The following is a 14,793-nucleotide window of genomic DNA, read 5'->3' as shown; positions in this document are numbered from 1 at the left end:
CCCGCCTTACGGCAACTCATTTCTGTAATTATTTCGGGATAAAACATGAACAAGATGATCATCGGCAGCCTGCTTGCCACCGCATTCGCCCTGACAGGTTGTGCCACTTCTCAACCTATCGGTGCCATTTACACAGATATCAATGCCCCAGTGACCGCCACGTCAAATGCAGAAGCCAGTAAAACGGGTACTGCAACGTGTAAGAGCTATCTGGCCATGGTGGCAATTGGCGATTGTTCAATTGATGCCGCCAAGAAAAACGGCAACATCTCCCGTGTCAGCCATGTTGACCAGAAATCAAATAACATCCTCGGCTTGATCGGAACGTACACCGTCACCGTGAAAGGCGAATAAAATTAGAATTTAGAATAGTGACACTGCATAGCAGACATGTTTAGCCGTCTACCCAGACGGTTTTTTTATGCCCTCCGTTTACCTTTCTCATCTCCTCACCAGCACTTCTGGCCCTGCAGCATCATGGAATGAATGTTACAATCGCGGCTTTCTTTGAGCAGCATGACCAACGGGGTGCAGGGTGGCGACAACAGCAACCAAACAGGTAGTGATCATCGGCGGAGGGCCAGCCGGCTTGATCGCGGCGGAACAACTCAGCCAGCATAATATCCAGGTCGATCTGTTTGATGCCATGCCCTCGGTCGGCCGCAAATTCCTGCAAGCCGGTAAAGGCGGCATGAATCTCACCCACTCCGAACCGTTTGAACCATTTCTTAACCGTTATCGCCAGCGACAAACAGAAATGCGCCCTTTGTTACAAACCTTCGGCGCAGACCAACTCCGCGCATGGGCACACCAGCTGGGCTTTGACACCTTTGTCGGCAGTTCCGGCCGGGTGTTCCCCACCGATATGCGCGCCGCACCGCTGTTACGCACCTGGCTGCAGCGTTTGCGTGAAGCGGGTGTTCGATTCCATGTCCGCCATCGCTGGATGGGCTGGAATGAAGCACAGCAGTTGGTGTTCGCCACCCCCGATGGTGAAATCAGCGTACAGGCCGATGCGGTGTTGCTGGCACTGGGCGGTGGCAGTTGGTCTCGTCTGGGTTCTGACGGTGCCTGGGTACCGTTATTGGAAGAAAAAGGCATTGCAGTGGCCCCCCTCAAAGCCGCCAACTGTGGCTTTATCTGTGCCTGGTCTGACGATTTTCGCCAGCGTTTTGCCGGCACCCCCGTCAAAACCGTCATTGCGACACTGACCGACGCGCAAGGGGCAACCACGCAACGCCAGGGGGAATTTGTCATCACCGAGCGCGGGATCGAAGGCAGCCTGATTTATGTGTTTGCCGCCGAACTGCGCGAACAGTTGGAACTGAATGGCAGCGCCACCCTGTATTTAGATTTATTGCCCAATAAAAGTGTTGAACGTATTGAACAGGAGTTGCGCTCACGCGGCTCGAAATCACTCTCGACCCAGTTGAAAAACAAAGTGGGCATTGATGGTGTAAAGGCCGGTTTGCTGCGGGAATGTCTTACCAAAGAAATCTTCAGTCAGGAAAAACTGCTGGCGCAAGCCATCAAGCAACTGCCGTTACATCTGTCACAGACCACCCCGATGGATGAAGCCATCAGCACCGCTGGCGGGGTTTGTTTTTCCGCGCTAAATGAACACTTAATGCTGCAACGTTTTCCCGGACTGTTTTGTGCCGGTGAAATGCTGGATTGGGAAGCACCCACCGGTGGCTATCTGCTGACTGGCTGTTTTGCCAGCGGTTATGTGGCCAGTCACGGCATCTTAGAGTGGCTTAACGCACAAGAGTAAAGAAAAGCAGCAGACAGTTTGCTCATTTTCGCTATGCTTAGTTTAGGAAAATGGAAATAGCGACGGAAAATCAGGACGATGGCGATTCAATCAACTCGTGGTACCGATGCCTGGATCGAACGGATCAATGTGCAGGAAATGCCTGCGCTTTGCGCGACCGTGCGCATGCTGGAAAAAATGGCCAAAGATGACAATATGTCGCTGGCCGATCTGGGTAAATCGATCCTGCACGATCATGGGCTTACCACCCGCATTCTGCGGGTTGCCAACAGCGTGACCTATAATCGCGGCAACACCCCGGTCACCACCATCAGCCGGGCAGTCGTGCTGCTCGGGTTTAATGCGCTGAAACAGATTTGTATTACCGCCAAACTGGTCGACAGCCTGCTGAAAAGTCACGACATCTCGCAAATGGTGTATGAACGGCTGTTGCGCCTCATGGCGCAATCATTTCATGCCGCCATGCTGGCAAAAATGATGCTGGCCGATTATGACGAAGATACCCGTGAAGAGGCCTATATCGCGGCGTTACTGCATAACATCGGTGAGAGCACCTTCTGGAGTATGGGTGGCCCGATTACCGAACAGTTGGATGATAAACTCCGTAAGGCGCAGGGCAACGAAAACGACATCGTCCGGGACATGCTGGGCACCACATTTAATAAAATCAGTGCCGGTCTGGCCAACTCTTGGAATATGGGCAGTCTGCTGCAGCTGTCCTTAAAAGATCCGGACCGCCGTACACCGGAACTGCAGGCGATCGCGGAAGCCAATCAGTTCAGTGCCTTGTTGCAAGATCCTAAAGCCACTCCGGCGCAGATTGAACAGCAAATGAACGCCATGGCTAAAACAATGAAAATCGAGCCCCGAATCTTGCGACAGCGTGTTCGTCAATGCGGTGAGGAAACTATCAAACTGGCCTATACCTATGGCGCGTTGATGCTTTCGCCTTATCTGGATGCCAGTCTGGCCCCCTTCCTGACAGCAGAAAAGACCGTACAGCAGCCGAATGAACCGGATGATCTGATACAACTTAAAACGCTGCGCGAACTGACTACGCTGGCGTATGAAAAGGCCGATATCAATCTCATCATGCAGAAATCTCTGCATGGAATTTATCAGGGTGTCGGTATGGATCGGGTGGCGATCCTGATGCTGAATCGGGAAAAAACACAGTTGCAGGCCCGTTTCGCCGCCGCACTGGACCAAAGCCCGTTAAAAGAGATTTTTATCATTGAGCTGGAAGGCGGTTTGCGCTCGATCTTTCACCATTGTTTGCAGACACATGAAACCGTGTGGATCAAGAGTCATACCGATTTACATTGGTCGCACTTGCTCCCGGCAACCACCAAGAGCATCAGTTGCGCCAAAGGATTTTTCCTCTCGCCGATCGTGCTGGACAAGCAAAGCATCGGTCTGTTTTATGCCGATCGCGCCACCAGTGGTCGCCCGTTGACCAGTGAAGACTTTTTCAGCTTTACGCATTTTGTGCAGCAAACCAACCTCTGCCTGACCAACATCATGCACTGAGATAAAAAAGCCCGGGCGAACCCGGGCGAAAACGCAGTCGGGTGTTGCCACCCAAGATTGCAAAGGACTCAGTAAAATGAATCAGGCTGACATGGCCGCATGGGAATGACAGTTTTTTGGGCAAACCCGAGAACAGGCACCACAACCGATGCAGTCATCGGCATTGGCCACCGTCATCACCATCATCACATCATCCTGATCATCATCCAGCTCGTCTTCATCCACCAGATCGGCTTTGTCGACAAGGTTGAACACATCGCGGGAACAGACTTTGTAGCAACGACCACAACCAATACAGGTATGGGCATCCACTGCAGTTACGAATTCCGGTGTCCAGGCAGCACCGCCACGAGTAATACCGGTAATAAATCCACTCATATTTCTCTCCTCTGAGCTAAGTTTTTTCTGTTGTATCGATAATTACTCGTCCCAGCCCGCATCTTCCAACGCATCGGCCAGACTATCCGCCAAGTCGGTCTGCCGCTGTTTTTGGGGAATGCGTTGTGGCCATTGATCCTGCAACGACTGGATCAGGCTAGTGATGCTGGTGCCATGCTCGACGCGAATGGCACGGATCCCCGCCGCCATTAACTGACGAAAAACAGCCTCGCCAACCGCATTGCAATACACGGCAAAGCAGCCTTCAATTACCTCAATGCGGCTAGCGACTTTGGCAGGCAGATGACCTTCCACCACCTGAAACTCCGCGACTTGCAGCAATTCATAACCATCCGGCTCAACGCCGTACACCAGCAGGCTTTCACAAGAGCCGAAATGTTGGTCTACGGTTTTCATGTCCGAACTGGCGAAGGCCACCTTTAAATGCGGAACGTGATAATCACTGACCCGCAGGTGTCGTTGCAGATGGTTCATGCCACTTCCTCCTCGGTATGCAATGCAGATTGTGCAAACGGTTGTTTCAGTGGTGAGTGATAGACCGGACGTCCATGACAGGCTTGCTGCTGATAGTTGGCAATTTCAAACAGATTATCGCGGATACCGGCGTACCCCTGACGAACCCGGCGAAACTCACCAAAGCGGTCAAAGATCGGGAAACCAATCCGCATCAGCGGCAGATGCAGTGTCTCTGCCATCACCGCCCCATGCGAATTGGCCAGCAGCAGATCGCAGCCCTTTTCTTCCACCTGTTGTTGCAGATCCTCCAAATCCCCAATCAGCACTTTTTCAACCGGCAGGGCGGCCAGACAAGGTTGATTGACCGGCGCGACCACAGAGACGGCATTCATCCCGACCGATTCGGCAAAGGCCATCCAGGCCACCAACAAATCGGCTTCTGCACCGATGGCAATACGGGTGTCGTTGACCCAGGTGTGGGTGTCGATCATGGTGTCGGTCACCTGCCCGCGCTGGCGTTCAATCCATTCCGGCACCTGACGGTCGGAAAGCTGTTGCAGGGTGTGAATAAAACGATCGACCTCGGCCAGCGTCATCAGATGGGGAAAATAGACACTCTCCACCCCGCTGCGGGTACTCAACAATTGCCCGGCTCGCTGCATGGAAGGTCCCACCACCAAGGTCAGACTGCTCTGTCCGAGCTGGCGCAGCATGTTGACATCGGCACCACCCTGACTGACGGAAAGGTAATCCTGTTTCACCAGATGCCCATCCATCGAGCGGGAAAGATCCGGCACCAGGATCGGCTGTAAGCCGAAGGCTTCCACGTATTGGCGGATCAATTCGATGTCGCCCGGTGTCAGCATGTGACTGAGCAGTAAATTGATGCGTTTCTTGCGGATGCTGCGCAGCTTCTGTTCCGGCACCAGTTGCGTGATCAGGCTCTCCACCAGTGCACTGTAGCCATTTTCCAGCGAGCCATAGAAATCGGGGGTATTGACCGTGACGATCTCGTTGCGCTCGAATTTTGGATATTGTTTGCGGAACTCTTTCAGCGCGCGGTTCATGTCGGAACCCTGTGCTTCTGAAAGCCCGGAACTCAGCAGCACGATCAGTCGCGGATTACTCTTTTCACACAGATGCGCCAGCGCCTGAATGATGTTGTCGTCAGAGCCCATCACAGTGGTGATCGGATCCATCGCGGTCGATTGCAGCGGGATCGGCTCGTTAAAATGCTGAATAAAGAAAATCTTGGCAAAGGCGCTGCAACCCTGAGCACCGTGGATCAGCGGAATGCAGCGTTCAATACCGAGGCTTGCCAGAATCGCACCGAGCGGTTGCCCGCTTTTGATCGGTTGGGTGGCTAGCGGTTTGTGTGTTTTGATAACTTGAGCCATAGGGGGGTCTCCTGCGTTATTGCCAAGGCGCGCGTTGCTTGACTTGCGCCCAGATCGGGCTTTCCAGCGAGCGGCAAATCTGACGTGCCAGCTCAACCATGCCTTCATAGCCGGCATACGCATGTTCACGTTCCTGATTAATATCCAGAAACGGCAGTCGGGCCTTGTAAGCAGTAAACATATTGCGGCCACCGGCAATCATCAGATCCGCGCGGTATTGATAGGCCACATCCAACAGATTGCGGGCGTTGCCGTCTTCCAGCATCAGGGCGTTGTCACCCATCAACTCACGAATACGGGCCTTGTCTTCTTCAGTCGATTTGCGGGTACCGCTGGCCACCACTTCCATGCCGAGATCCTGCAGGGCCGCTACCACTGACCAGGATTTCACCCCTCCGGTATACAGCAGCACGCGCTTGCCTTTCAGACGGGCCCGGAACGGTGCGAGCTGCGCTTCGGTTTCGGCCTCTTTGCGGGCAATGAGATCCTTGGTGCGGGCGATCAGATCGGCATCGCCCAACATCTCGGCGACGGTCAGTAAAGATTTGGAGGTATCGGTGACGCCGTAAAAACTGCCCTCAAACCACGGCGTGCCGTATTTGGTTTCCAGTTTGCGCGCCACATTGATCAGTGCACGGGAGCAGACCAGCATGTTGAGTTCCGCGCGGTGAATGGTCTGTACTTCATGAAAACGGGCATCACCGGCCAGCGTACAGAGAATGCGCACGCCGAGTTCATCAAACAGCGGCTGCACGTTCCAGAATTCACCGGCAATGTTGAATTCGCCGATCAGGGCGATATCGTGACCACGTTCGGCGGGGATCGCACACTCCGCCGGCCACGGTGCCGGTTCGGCGGTACCCACGACGCGATCGACCATCACCTCACCAGCGATACGGTTACCTAAATTCTTGCTGCCATAGAAACCGGCGGCATCGACCGGGATCACCGGCACACCCACCTTGCTTTCTGCTGCCTTGCAGATGGCGATGATGTCATCCCCTTCCATCGCTGGTACGCAGGTGTTGTAAACAAATACCGCCGCTGGATGGTATTTCTCAACGATATGTTTGACGGAGTGATAGAGACGGCGTTCACCGCGCCCCATGATCACATCCTGTTCATTTAAATCAGTGGTAAACCCTAACCGGTAAAGTGACGGGCCGGAACTGCGGGCGCCCCGGTTATCCCACGAACTGCCAGTGCAACCGATCGGGCCATGCACCAGATGTGCAACGTCAGCGATCGGTAACAACGTGATTTGCGCACCATCAAAGGCGCAGCCACCTGCCGTTGCGCCTGGCTTCGGCGCACTACAACCCGATTTGGCTTTACTGTTATGGCCACAGGCGGGCTCATCCATCAATGCCGCTATTTCGTTGCCTTTCATCGCTCCCTCCTGAAATGTGCGCGAGCTCTCAATTTTGAGAGGTGCAAGGAGCAGTCCATCCATAACATATTGATTTAAATGATTTTGTGTTTGTCATATTCACAACAAACTCGACATACAGGACGCTATCACCCTTGCAGATTTCACCCCCCAGCCAAATCAACAAGGGCGATAGCTTTGATTCCTGATAGCAACCTGATTCACGGAGCCGTTACTCCAGTTCAGACAACTCGTCGTTAAAACGTTTACCCAGATCGTCTTTGCGACCCAATGCTTTCGCCAACCAAGGCGGCAGTTGCCCTTGCATCAGCTCTTGCAGAGCATCCAACTGGGTGCTGATCCGGTTGTCTTTCTTGATTTTGACCGGGTGGATGCCGTGGCGAATGATGCGTGCCGCCGCTGGCCCGCCAATCGCCTCACAGAACAGCAGATGGCAGTTTTGCAACAGACGGGCACGGGTTTCGTTATCTTCCTGTGTCTCATCAGCGACAAAGTGGCGGATGTCGATCAGTTGCGAACCCGCCTCGGTCACCTGATAGATGAAAAACAGATGACAATTGCCAAAATGACCATTCACATGCAGACCATCATTGGAAGAAAAGGCCACCCGCAAGGCATCCGGTTCGGCGACGGCCGGTTTCGGATCGAGATGCACAGGCAACTCGCCCTGCAGACATTCCAGCAACACCTGCCAGCGCGCCTGACTAAATCCCGACAATTCAGACGGAGCGGAAGATTTCAATGCTTCAACCGTGAGTTTTTCTAACTGGGCTGTCGTCAGCGGACCGTTCAGCGCGCCGCTGATCCAGTCAAACAGAATGCCCTGTTCTACCTCCGGTACTGCCTGTGCCAACGCGATAAGACGCCAGTAAACCTGACTTTCTAGCAGAGTTTTCATCACAGCCTCCCGTCTCTTAAATTAATCGTCTTCACCCGCGCGTTTCAGACGCAGCGTGATGGGCAATGAAGGTTTTTCCTGCGGAGCCAGAAAATAGGCTTCACCGTTATCCAGATCGACACGTCCGCCCCAGTTGTCATCCGCTTCGAATTCAAGCTTTGCAACCTTCGCTTCCAGATCGCGCTTGGCGATGTAGCAATACAGACCATCATCGTGCTGACGGAACATTATGTTAGGCATATGACAACTCCTTCCCTTTGCAACCACTTGAATTTCTTATGATCAATACGATTAAGATAAATAAGCCCGGAACGTTCGTTGCAAGAACGGTTCCGGGCTTGGTAGAGGCAGGTTACCCTGCCTCGGATGCCAACTTCGCTTAGCGAACCAAGTCGAAGTTGTAATCGGTTTTGCCCAGTTCCATCGTTTCGCTGTCGAGTTTTTCCATCACGGCGTTAACCAGTGTGGTCAGCATGTACATAGCCCCTTCGTAACCGAGGGTGGTCATGCGATGCAGGTGATGACGGTCGAAAATCGGGAAGCCCAGGCGGATCAATGGAACTTCAAACGCTTTGCCTTTCGCCAGCGTGTCACGCTGAATGAATTTGCCGTAAGAGTTACCAATCATGAAGTCTGGTTTGTTGGTGAACATCAGTGAACGGAAGTGCCACAGATCGTTGCCGACATAAACTTCACTGCCCTGACCGTATGGTGAATCGGCCAGCATTTTCTCAATGGATTTTTTCCATTTTTTGCTGCCGTTGTTGCACAGGATCACGGTTGGTTCACAGCCCAGTTCGAGCAGGAATTTAACTAAGCCCTCGACGAAATCAGGGTCACCATAGACACCGAATTTCTTGCCGTGCAACCAGGTGTGAGAGTCGGTGATCATGTCAACCAGACGGCCACGTTCCAGTTCCAGCGAAGCCGGGATCGCTTTGCCAGTCAGTGCAGACACTTTCATCAGGAACTCATCAGTCCATTCCAGACCCATTGGAATGTTCAGTTCAGTGCCAGGCTGGCCCCAAGTTTCTTTGACCACTTTCTTGGTTTTCACCAGGTGCCATGGTTGCAGCATCAGGGTATCGATCGCGTTTGGCGCATCTTTCATTTCAGCCTGAGTCGTACCACCAGCATACATGCGGTACTGACCATCCGATGGGGTATCCAGCACTTCTGACGGATCAGACAGCATGGAGAATGGCACGCCCATTTCGGTCAGCATGCGCTTGATCACGCGGTAGTTACCCAGATAGGTTTCAAAACCGGTCACGATGTTCAGTTTGCCGTTGCTACCTGGTTTGTATTCAACATCTTTTGCAGTGAAGGTATTGGCGAAACCTTCAAACATGTTGTCCCAACCAGTGATATGGCTACCGACGAAACTTGGGGTATGTGCGTAAGGCACTGGGAAATCTTGTGGTACAAAACCGTCTTTTTTGGCGTTGTTGGTGAACGCTTGCAGGTCGTCACCGATAACTTCCGCCATACAGGTGGTTGATACCGCAATCATTTCTGGTTTGTAGAGTGCTAACGCATTCTGCAGACCATCGTTCATGTTCGCGTGACCACCGAATACGGCTGCATCTTCAGTCATGGAGTCAGAGACACAAGCTACTGGCTCACGGAAATGACGGTTGAAGTAAGTACGGAAGTAAGCCACACAACCTTGTGAACCGTGCACATATGGCAGGGTTTTCTCAAAGCCCAGTGAGCACAATACTGCACCCAGTGGTTGACAGGCTTTAGCCGGGTCAATGGTCAGTGCTTCACGTTTGAAGTTCAGCTCTTTGTATTCTTCAGTGGTTGTCCACTCGAACACTTCACGGACTTTCGCTGCATCGTGCGCTTCTTCATAGTTCGCACGTTTGCTGGCAAACAGGTTTTGGTATTCGTCCTGTTCAAACAGCGGATAACAGGATTTGATGTTCTCAATATTCTGACTCATAACATTCTCCTTCCCGCGCCACTCATCTGTGAACTAACGGGGTAATGGAATCAACTACCGGGGCCATTACGCGCTTTTCTTCCATGGCGCAGTCTGTTTTGACCAGCATGGGTTGTTGAGTGTCATATCCATGTCACGGGCGAAGATGGCAAAGCCGTCATAGCCGTGATAAGGTCCTGAGTAATCCCAGGAGTGCATCTGACGGAACGGAATACCCATTTTCTGGAAAATGAATTTTTCTTTGATACCAGAACCGATCAGATCAGGTTTCACCGCTTTCACGAATTCTTCGAATTCATAACCGGTCACGTCGTCGAACAGCAGGGTTGCTTCTGGCAACTCTTTCAGCGTACGGTCGTAGTCATCGTTGTGCGCGAATTCATAACCGGCACCGACAATTTCCATACCTAAGTCTTCGTAAGCACCGATCACGTGACGTGGACGCAGGCCGCCGACGTACAGCATGACTTTCTTGCCTTCCAGACGTGGTTTGTATTTCGCAATCACCGCCGCAGTCTGCGCTTCATATTTGGCGATCACTTCTTCCGCTTTTTTCTGGATAGTTTCGTCAAACTGAGCTGCAATTTTGCGCAGTGATTCAGCAATTTTGGTTGGGCCAAAGAAGTTGTATTCCATCCATGGGATGTCATACTTTTCTTCCATATGGCGAGAGATGTAGTTCATTGAACGGTAGCAGTGCACCAGGTTCATTTTCACTTTTGGCGTATTTTCCATTTCCGCCAGCGTACCGTCACCAGACCACTGTGCTACCACGCGCAGACCGATCTCTTCCAGCAGGATACGAGAAGACCAAGCATCACCACCGATGTTATAGTCACCGATGATGGCGACATCGTATGGAGTCCCTTCGAATTCTTGCTCATCACGGTTACCCAGGATCCAGTCACGAACGACGTCGTTCGCAATGTGGTGACCTAAAGACTGAGACACACCGCGGAAACCTTCACAGCGAACTGGCACCACTGATTTACCGATTTTCGCTTTGGCTTGTTTTGCTACTGATTCGATGTCGTCACCAATCAGACCAACCGGACACTCAGATTGCACGGTGATCCCTTTTGATAACGGGAACAGCATTTCCATCTCTTCAATGATTTTCGTCAGTTTTTTATCGCCACCGAAAACGATGTCTTTTTCCTGGAAATCAGAAGTGAAGTTCATGGTACCGAAGCTGTTCACACCAGTCAGACCAGTGTAATAGTTACGACGACCAGCACGGGAATATTGACCACAACCTACAGGACCATGCGACAGATGGATCATGTCTTTGATTGGGCCGAACACTACCCCTTTTGACCCTGCATAGGCACAACCACGGATGGTCATGACGCCCGGCAGCGACTTACGGTTAGAAGTAATACACTTGCTGGCTTTTTCCAGCGATGGGTCGTTAACCGTCAGGTGTTTTTTACGATCCTTACGCGCTTTTTCCGGATAGGCTTCGAGCACTTCCTGAATTAACGCCAGATTCTCTTCGCGAGTTCTGTTAGTCATAGCAGTAATTCCTTGAATGGGCGGACAATCCGGGCTGGCAGCATCCCTGCCAGCCGCCGATGCAAAACCTTAGGCTGAAGCAGCTTCTTCTGCCGCGGTCTTACCGATGATGGATTCGTCTTCAGCATCCATGATGCCGAATTCCATCAGCAGCGCTTCCAGCTCATCCATAGTCACTGGAGTTGGCACAACCAGCAGTTTGTTATCAACTACCTTACGAGCCAGCGTGCGGTATTCGTCAGCTTGCTGACATTTCGGATCGTATTCGATAACGGTCATACGACGGATTTCAGCGCGTTGAACGATGTTGTCACGTGGTACGAAGTGGATCATCTGAGTGCCCAGTTTTTCAGCCAGAGCGATGATCAATTCATCTTCACGGTCAGTTTTACGAGAGTTACAGATCAGACCACCTAAACGAACTGAACCTGATTTCGCGTATTTAACGATCCCTTTAGAGATGTTGTTCGCCGCGTACATCGCCATCATTTCGCCTGAACAAACGATGTAGATTTCTTGTGCTTTGTTTTCACGAATTGGCATCGCGAAACCACCACACACAACGTCACCCAGTACGTCGTAGAACACGAAGTCTAAATCTTCTTCGTAAGCGCCTTCTTCTTCCAAGAAGTTGATAGCGGTGATAACACCACGACCAGCACAACCTACTCCTGGCTCTGGACCACCAGACTCAGCACAACGAACTCCGCCGTAACCGATCTGCAGTACATCTTCCAGTTCCAAATCTTCAACAGAACCGACTTCGGCCGCCATTTCCATGATGGTGTTCTGCGCTTTTGCGTGCAGGATCAAACGAGTAGAATCCGCTTTCGGGTCACAACCGATGATCATTACTTTTTTGCCCATTTCTGCTAATGCAGAAACCAGGTTCTGAGTAGTGGTAGACTTACCGATACCACCTTTACCGTAGATTGCACATTGACGTAAGGCCATGTCGTTTCTCCTCTGAATGACGTTGACGTATTACTATGTGCACGCTACGTACCAATCAGGCCAAACATAGCAACCTATTGAAAATAAAGGATTATCACGAAGATCGTGATTTATGTCGCAGAAACGATCGATACAAACTCTGACTTTTTGTATGGAAATGGACAAGGGAATGTCAGCTTTGTGAACTGCTTCAAACTTATAGGCCAACCCCAAACCCATAACGCGATCCAGCTCAACATTGTCTTTTTCTCCCCCCATGTTCTCCTCCCCCAAGCCTAAATCCGAAGGAGGAGGCTGATTTTTGGGTTATAGGCAGACTAGATTGGCCCCAATCTATTTTTTTGTCTGAGGAAACAGAATGAAACGTCTCGCTTTTCCGTTGTTATTCCTTTTACCGTCGGCAGCCTTCGCCCAATGGGATCTGCCCAAATTCCCGGCATTCAAAGAAGACCCCAGCGGGATCTTTACCAGCACCGCGACGCTGAATAAAGGAACCTACCCGTTACGCTTTAAAGCCGACAATCAATGTTGGCAACCCACCAGCGCCCCCAAGCTGAACCAGATGCTGTCGCTGCAACCGTGCGGCTCACAGCCGGTGGTGGACTGGCACCTCTATCGCGACGGGGATTATCAGATAAAAATTGATACTCGCAGCGGGACCCCCACCGTATTGCTGAGCGTAAAAACCACGGCGGTCAGTAACACGACCAACCTGACCCAGCAATGCCCGGTTTCAGACGGCAAACCGCTGACAGTCGATGTCAGCAAGACCTTCAAAGACGGCGAGACCGTCCGTGACTATTACAGCGGGCAAACCGCCGTCGTACAGCAGGGTAAAATCACCATGCAACCGGCGAAAGAAAGCGGCGGTTTACTGCTGCTCGAATCGGCAGCTACCACACAAAACGCGCCGTTCAACTGGCATAACGCCACGGTCTATTTTGCGCTGACCGACCGTTTCGCCAACGGCAACCCCGCCAATGATCACAGCTATGGCCGAAAAAGTGATGGTCAGCAGGAAATTGCCACCTTCCACGGCGGCGATCTGGCCGGGATCACCAGCAAACTCGATTACCTGCAACAGCTCGGCGTCAATGCACTCTGGATCAGCTCTCCGCTGGAGCAAATCCACGGCTGGATTGGCGGCGGCAACAACGGCGATTTCCCGCATTACGCCTACCACGGCTACTACACACTGGACTGGACCAAACTCGACGCCAACATGGGTACCGAGCAGGATCTGAAAACACTGGTCAGCGAAGCGCATAAGCGCGGCATCCGCATCTTGTTTGACATTGTCATGAACCATGTCGGTTATGCGACACTGGCCGACATGCAGGAATTCCACTTTGGCGCCTTACACCTGAATCCGGCGGAACAGAAAAAAATACTCGGCGAACACTGGACTGACTGGAAACCGGGCAAAGGCGAAAACTGGCACAGCTTTAACAATTACATCAACTTCAGTGATGGCCCGGCCTGGGAAAACTGGTGGGGTAAGAAATGGGTTCGCAGCGGTATCGGCAATTATGATGCCCCTGGTTACGACGATCTGACCATGTCGCTCGCCTTTCTGCCGGATGTGAAAACCGAATCTACCCAACCGAGTGGGTTACCGAATTTCTTCCGCTATAAAAAAGATACCAATGCCAAAGAGATCCCGGGTTATACCCCGCGCGATTACATCACGCACTGGCTCAGTCAATGGGTGCGGGATTATGGCATTGACGGCTTCCGCGTCGACACCGCCAAACATGTGGAAAAACCGGCTTGGGATCAACTGAAAAAACAAGCCACCGAAGCGCTGGCCGAATGGAAAAAAGCCCATCCGCAGGAAGCGCTGGATAATGCTCCTTTCTGGATGACCGGTGAAGCCTGGGGACACGGCGTCATGAAAAGCGACTATTTCCAGCATGGTTTTGACAGCATGATCAATTTCGATTTTCAGGATCAGGCCAAGCAGGCACTCGGTTGTTATGCGTCTATTGATAACACCTATCAACAGATGGCTGAAAAACTGCAATCCATGAATGTACTCAGTTATATTTCGTCACACGACACTCGCCTGTTCTTTAATGATGATGCCAAAAATGACATCCATAAACAGGAAATGGCTGGCAATCTGCTGCTACTGGCTCCTGGCGCCGTGCAGATCTATTACGGTGATGAAAGTGGTCGTAAGTTCGGGCCGACCGGTTCTGATCCGATCCAGGGCACCCGCTCTGATATGAACTGGAAAGACATCACCGGCGACAACGCCGCGTTGCTGGCACACTGGCAGAAAATCAGCCAGTTCCGCGCCCGTCATCCGGCGATCGGTGAAGGTCTGCAAACCTCACAGCATGATCCGCACTATTATGCTTTCAGCCGACAATACCAGCAGGATAAAGTCATGGTGGTATGGGGAGGAACACCAGCCCACTAATTGTTGAAAAGACACCACAGACTGCCAACCCCGTGTTGGCAGTCTCATTTCTGCTTCTGTGTTTGATCTCCCTGCGTTTCGTTTAAAACCAAATATACTTGTTGAAT

13 protein-coding genes are annotated in these 14,793 nt (G+C 51.9%); 4 read left to right on the top strand and 9 right to left on the bottom strand.

The genetic code is table 11. The features are described 5' to 3' along the window. Positions 1–45 precede the first annotated feature (45 nt). The 3 genes from H027_RS0111735 to H027_RS0111725 all read left to right on the top strand — a co-directional run bounded on the left by H027_RS0111735 (position 46) and on the right by H027_RS0111725 (position 3,304). Positions 46–354 (top strand): TRL-like family protein, encoded by a 309-nt coding sequence (locus H027_RS0111735; protein ID WP_024872652.1) that lies wholly within the window; start codon positions 46–48, stop codon positions 352–354. Positions 355–535: 181 nt separating this feature from the next. After that, the gene (locus H027_RS0111730; RefSeq protein WP_024872651.1) at positions 536–1,774 is read left to right on the top strand and encodes a TIGR03862 family flavoprotein; all 1,239 of its coding nucleotides are present in this window, start codon (positions 536–538) and stop codon (positions 1,772–1,774) included. Positions 1,775–1,852: 78 nt separating this feature from the next. Continuing rightward, positions 1,853–3,304: an HDOD domain-containing protein gene (locus H027_RS0111725; protein ID WP_024872650.1), complete on the top strand. Its 1,452-nt coding sequence runs from the start codon at positions 1,853–1,855 to the stop codon at positions 3,302–3,304. An 81-nt stretch (positions 3,305–3,385) separates the two neighbouring features. Here the strand turns inward: H027_RS0111725 and fdxB are convergent, their stop codons facing one another. The 9 genes from fdxB to nifH all read right to left on the bottom strand — a co-directional run bounded on the left by fdxB (position 3,386) and on the right by nifH (position 12,261). Continuing rightward, positions 3,386–3,682, bottom strand: coding sequence for a ferredoxin III, nif-specific (gene fdxB, locus H027_RS0111720; RefSeq protein ID WP_024872649.1), 297 nt, complete (start codon positions 3,680–3,682; stop codon positions 3,386–3,388). A 42-nt stretch (positions 3,683–3,724) separates the two neighbouring features. Next, on the bottom strand, positions 3,725–4,177 hold the full coding sequence (locus tag H027_RS17795; RefSeq protein ID WP_024872648.1) for a NifB/NifX family molybdenum-iron cluster-binding protein: 453 nt from the start codon (positions 4,175–4,177) through the stop codon (positions 3,725–3,727). Then, positions 4,174–5,556, bottom strand: coding sequence for a nitrogenase iron-molybdenum cofactor biosynthesis protein NifN (nifN, locus tag H027_RS0111710; protein WP_024872647.1), 1,383 nt, complete (start codon positions 5,554–5,556; stop codon positions 4,174–4,176). The genes H027_RS17795 and nifN overlap by 4 nt, the downstream gene beginning before the upstream one ends. A 16-nt stretch (positions 5,557–5,572) precedes the next feature. Continuing rightward, positions 5,573–6,946, bottom strand: a complete 1,374-nt coding sequence (gene nifE, locus H027_RS0111705; RefSeq protein ID WP_024872646.1) for a nitrogenase iron-molybdenum cofactor biosynthesis protein NifE — start codon at positions 6,944–6,946, stop codon at positions 5,573–5,575. A 211-nt stretch (positions 6,947–7,157) separates the two neighbouring features. Continuing rightward, positions 7,158–7,844 (bottom strand): NifB/NifX family molybdenum-iron cluster-binding protein, encoded by a 687-nt coding sequence (locus tag H027_RS0111700; RefSeq protein WP_038149271.1) that lies wholly within the window; start codon positions 7,842–7,844, stop codon positions 7,158–7,160. Positions 7,845–7,865: 21 nt separating this feature from the next. Continuing rightward, positions 7,866–8,084 carry a putative nitrogen fixation protein NifT gene (gene nifT / locus H027_RS0111695; RefSeq protein WP_024872644.1) on the bottom strand — a complete coding sequence of 73 codons (219 nt, stop codon included), beginning with the start codon at positions 8,082–8,084 and terminating at the stop codon, positions 7,866–7,868. A 139-nt stretch (positions 8,085–8,223) separates the two neighbouring features. After that, the gene (nifK, locus tag H027_RS0111685) at positions 8,224–9,792 is read right to left on the bottom strand and encodes a nitrogenase molybdenum-iron protein subunit beta (RefSeq protein ID WP_024872643.1); all 1,569 of its coding nucleotides are present in this window, start codon (positions 9,790–9,792) and stop codon (positions 8,224–8,226) included. 66 nt (positions 9,793–9,858) lie between these two features. Then, complete coding sequence (gene nifD, locus H027_RS0111680; protein WP_024872642.1) at positions 9,859–11,307, bottom strand: nitrogenase molybdenum-iron protein alpha chain; 1,449 nt, start codon at positions 11,305–11,307, stop codon at positions 9,859–9,861. Positions 11,308–11,376: 69 nt separating this feature from the next. After that, the gene (nifH, locus tag H027_RS0111675; RefSeq protein ID WP_024872641.1) at positions 11,377–12,261 is read right to left on the bottom strand and encodes a nitrogenase iron protein; all 885 of its coding nucleotides are present in this window, start codon (positions 12,259–12,261) and stop codon (positions 11,377–11,379) included. Positions 12,262–12,619: 358 nt separating this feature from the next. Between nifH and H027_RS0111665 the strand changes: the two genes are divergently transcribed. Then, entirely contained in the window at positions 12,620–14,686 is a 2,067-nt protein-coding gene (locus H027_RS0111665; RefSeq protein WP_024872639.1) for an alpha-amylase, read from the top strand. The last annotated feature ends 107 nt before the right edge of the window (positions 14,687–14,793 follow it).

The organism is Tolumonas lignilytica (genome assembly GCF_000527035.1).
GTDB classification, from domain to species: Bacteria; Pseudomonadota; Gammaproteobacteria; order Enterobacterales; family Aeromonadaceae; genus Tolumonas; species Tolumonas lignilytica.
The sequence above is the reverse complement of the archived record's forward strand: the minus strand, read 5'-3'. Positions and strand labels throughout refer to the sequence as shown.

Excerpts from the sequence above, each read along its gene's own strand:
- H027_RS0111735 (WP_024872652.1), top strand. The coding sequence starts at position 46 with ATGAACAAGATGATCATCGGCAGCCTGCTTGCCACCGCATTCGCCCTG.
- H027_RS0111725 (WP_024872650.1), top strand. The coding sequence starts at position 1,853 with ATGGCGATTCAATCAACTCGTGGTACCGATGCCTGGATCGAACGGATC.
- fdxB (WP_024872649.1), bottom strand. The coding sequence starts at position 3,682 with ATGAGTGGATTTATTACCGGTATTACTCGTGGCGGTGCTGCCTGGACA.
- H027_RS17795 (WP_024872648.1), bottom strand. The coding sequence starts at position 4,177 with ATGAACCATCTGCAACGACACCTGCGGGTCAGTGATTATCACGTTCCG.
- nifN (WP_024872647.1), bottom strand. The coding sequence starts at position 5,556 with ATGGCTCAAGTTATCAAAACACACAAACCGCTAGCCACCCAACCGATC.
- nifE (WP_024872646.1), bottom strand. The coding sequence starts at position 6,946 with ATGAAAGGCAACGAAATAGCGGCATTGATGGATGAGCCCGCCTGTGGC.
- H027_RS0111700 (WP_038149271.1), bottom strand. The coding sequence starts at position 7,844 with ATGAAAACTCTGCTAGAAAGTCAGGTTTACTGGCGTCTTATCGCGTTG.
- nifT (WP_024872644.1), bottom strand. The coding sequence starts at position 8,084 with ATGCCTAACATAATGTTCCGTCAGCACGATGATGGTCTGTATTGCTAC.
- nifK (WP_024872643.1), bottom strand. The coding sequence starts at position 9,792 with ATGAGTCAGAATATTGAGAACATCAAATCCTGTTATCCGCTGTTTGAA.
- nifD (WP_024872642.1), bottom strand. The coding sequence starts at position 11,307 with ATGACTAACAGAACTCGCGAAGAGAATCTGGCGTTAATTCAGGAAGTG.
- nifH (WP_024872641.1), bottom strand. The coding sequence starts at position 12,261 with ATGGCCTTACGTCAATGTGCAATCTACGGTAAAGGTGGTATCGGTAAG.
- H027_RS0111665 (WP_024872639.1), top strand. The coding sequence starts at position 12,620 with ATGAAACGTCTCGCTTTTCCGTTGTTATTCCTTTTACCGTCGGCAGCC.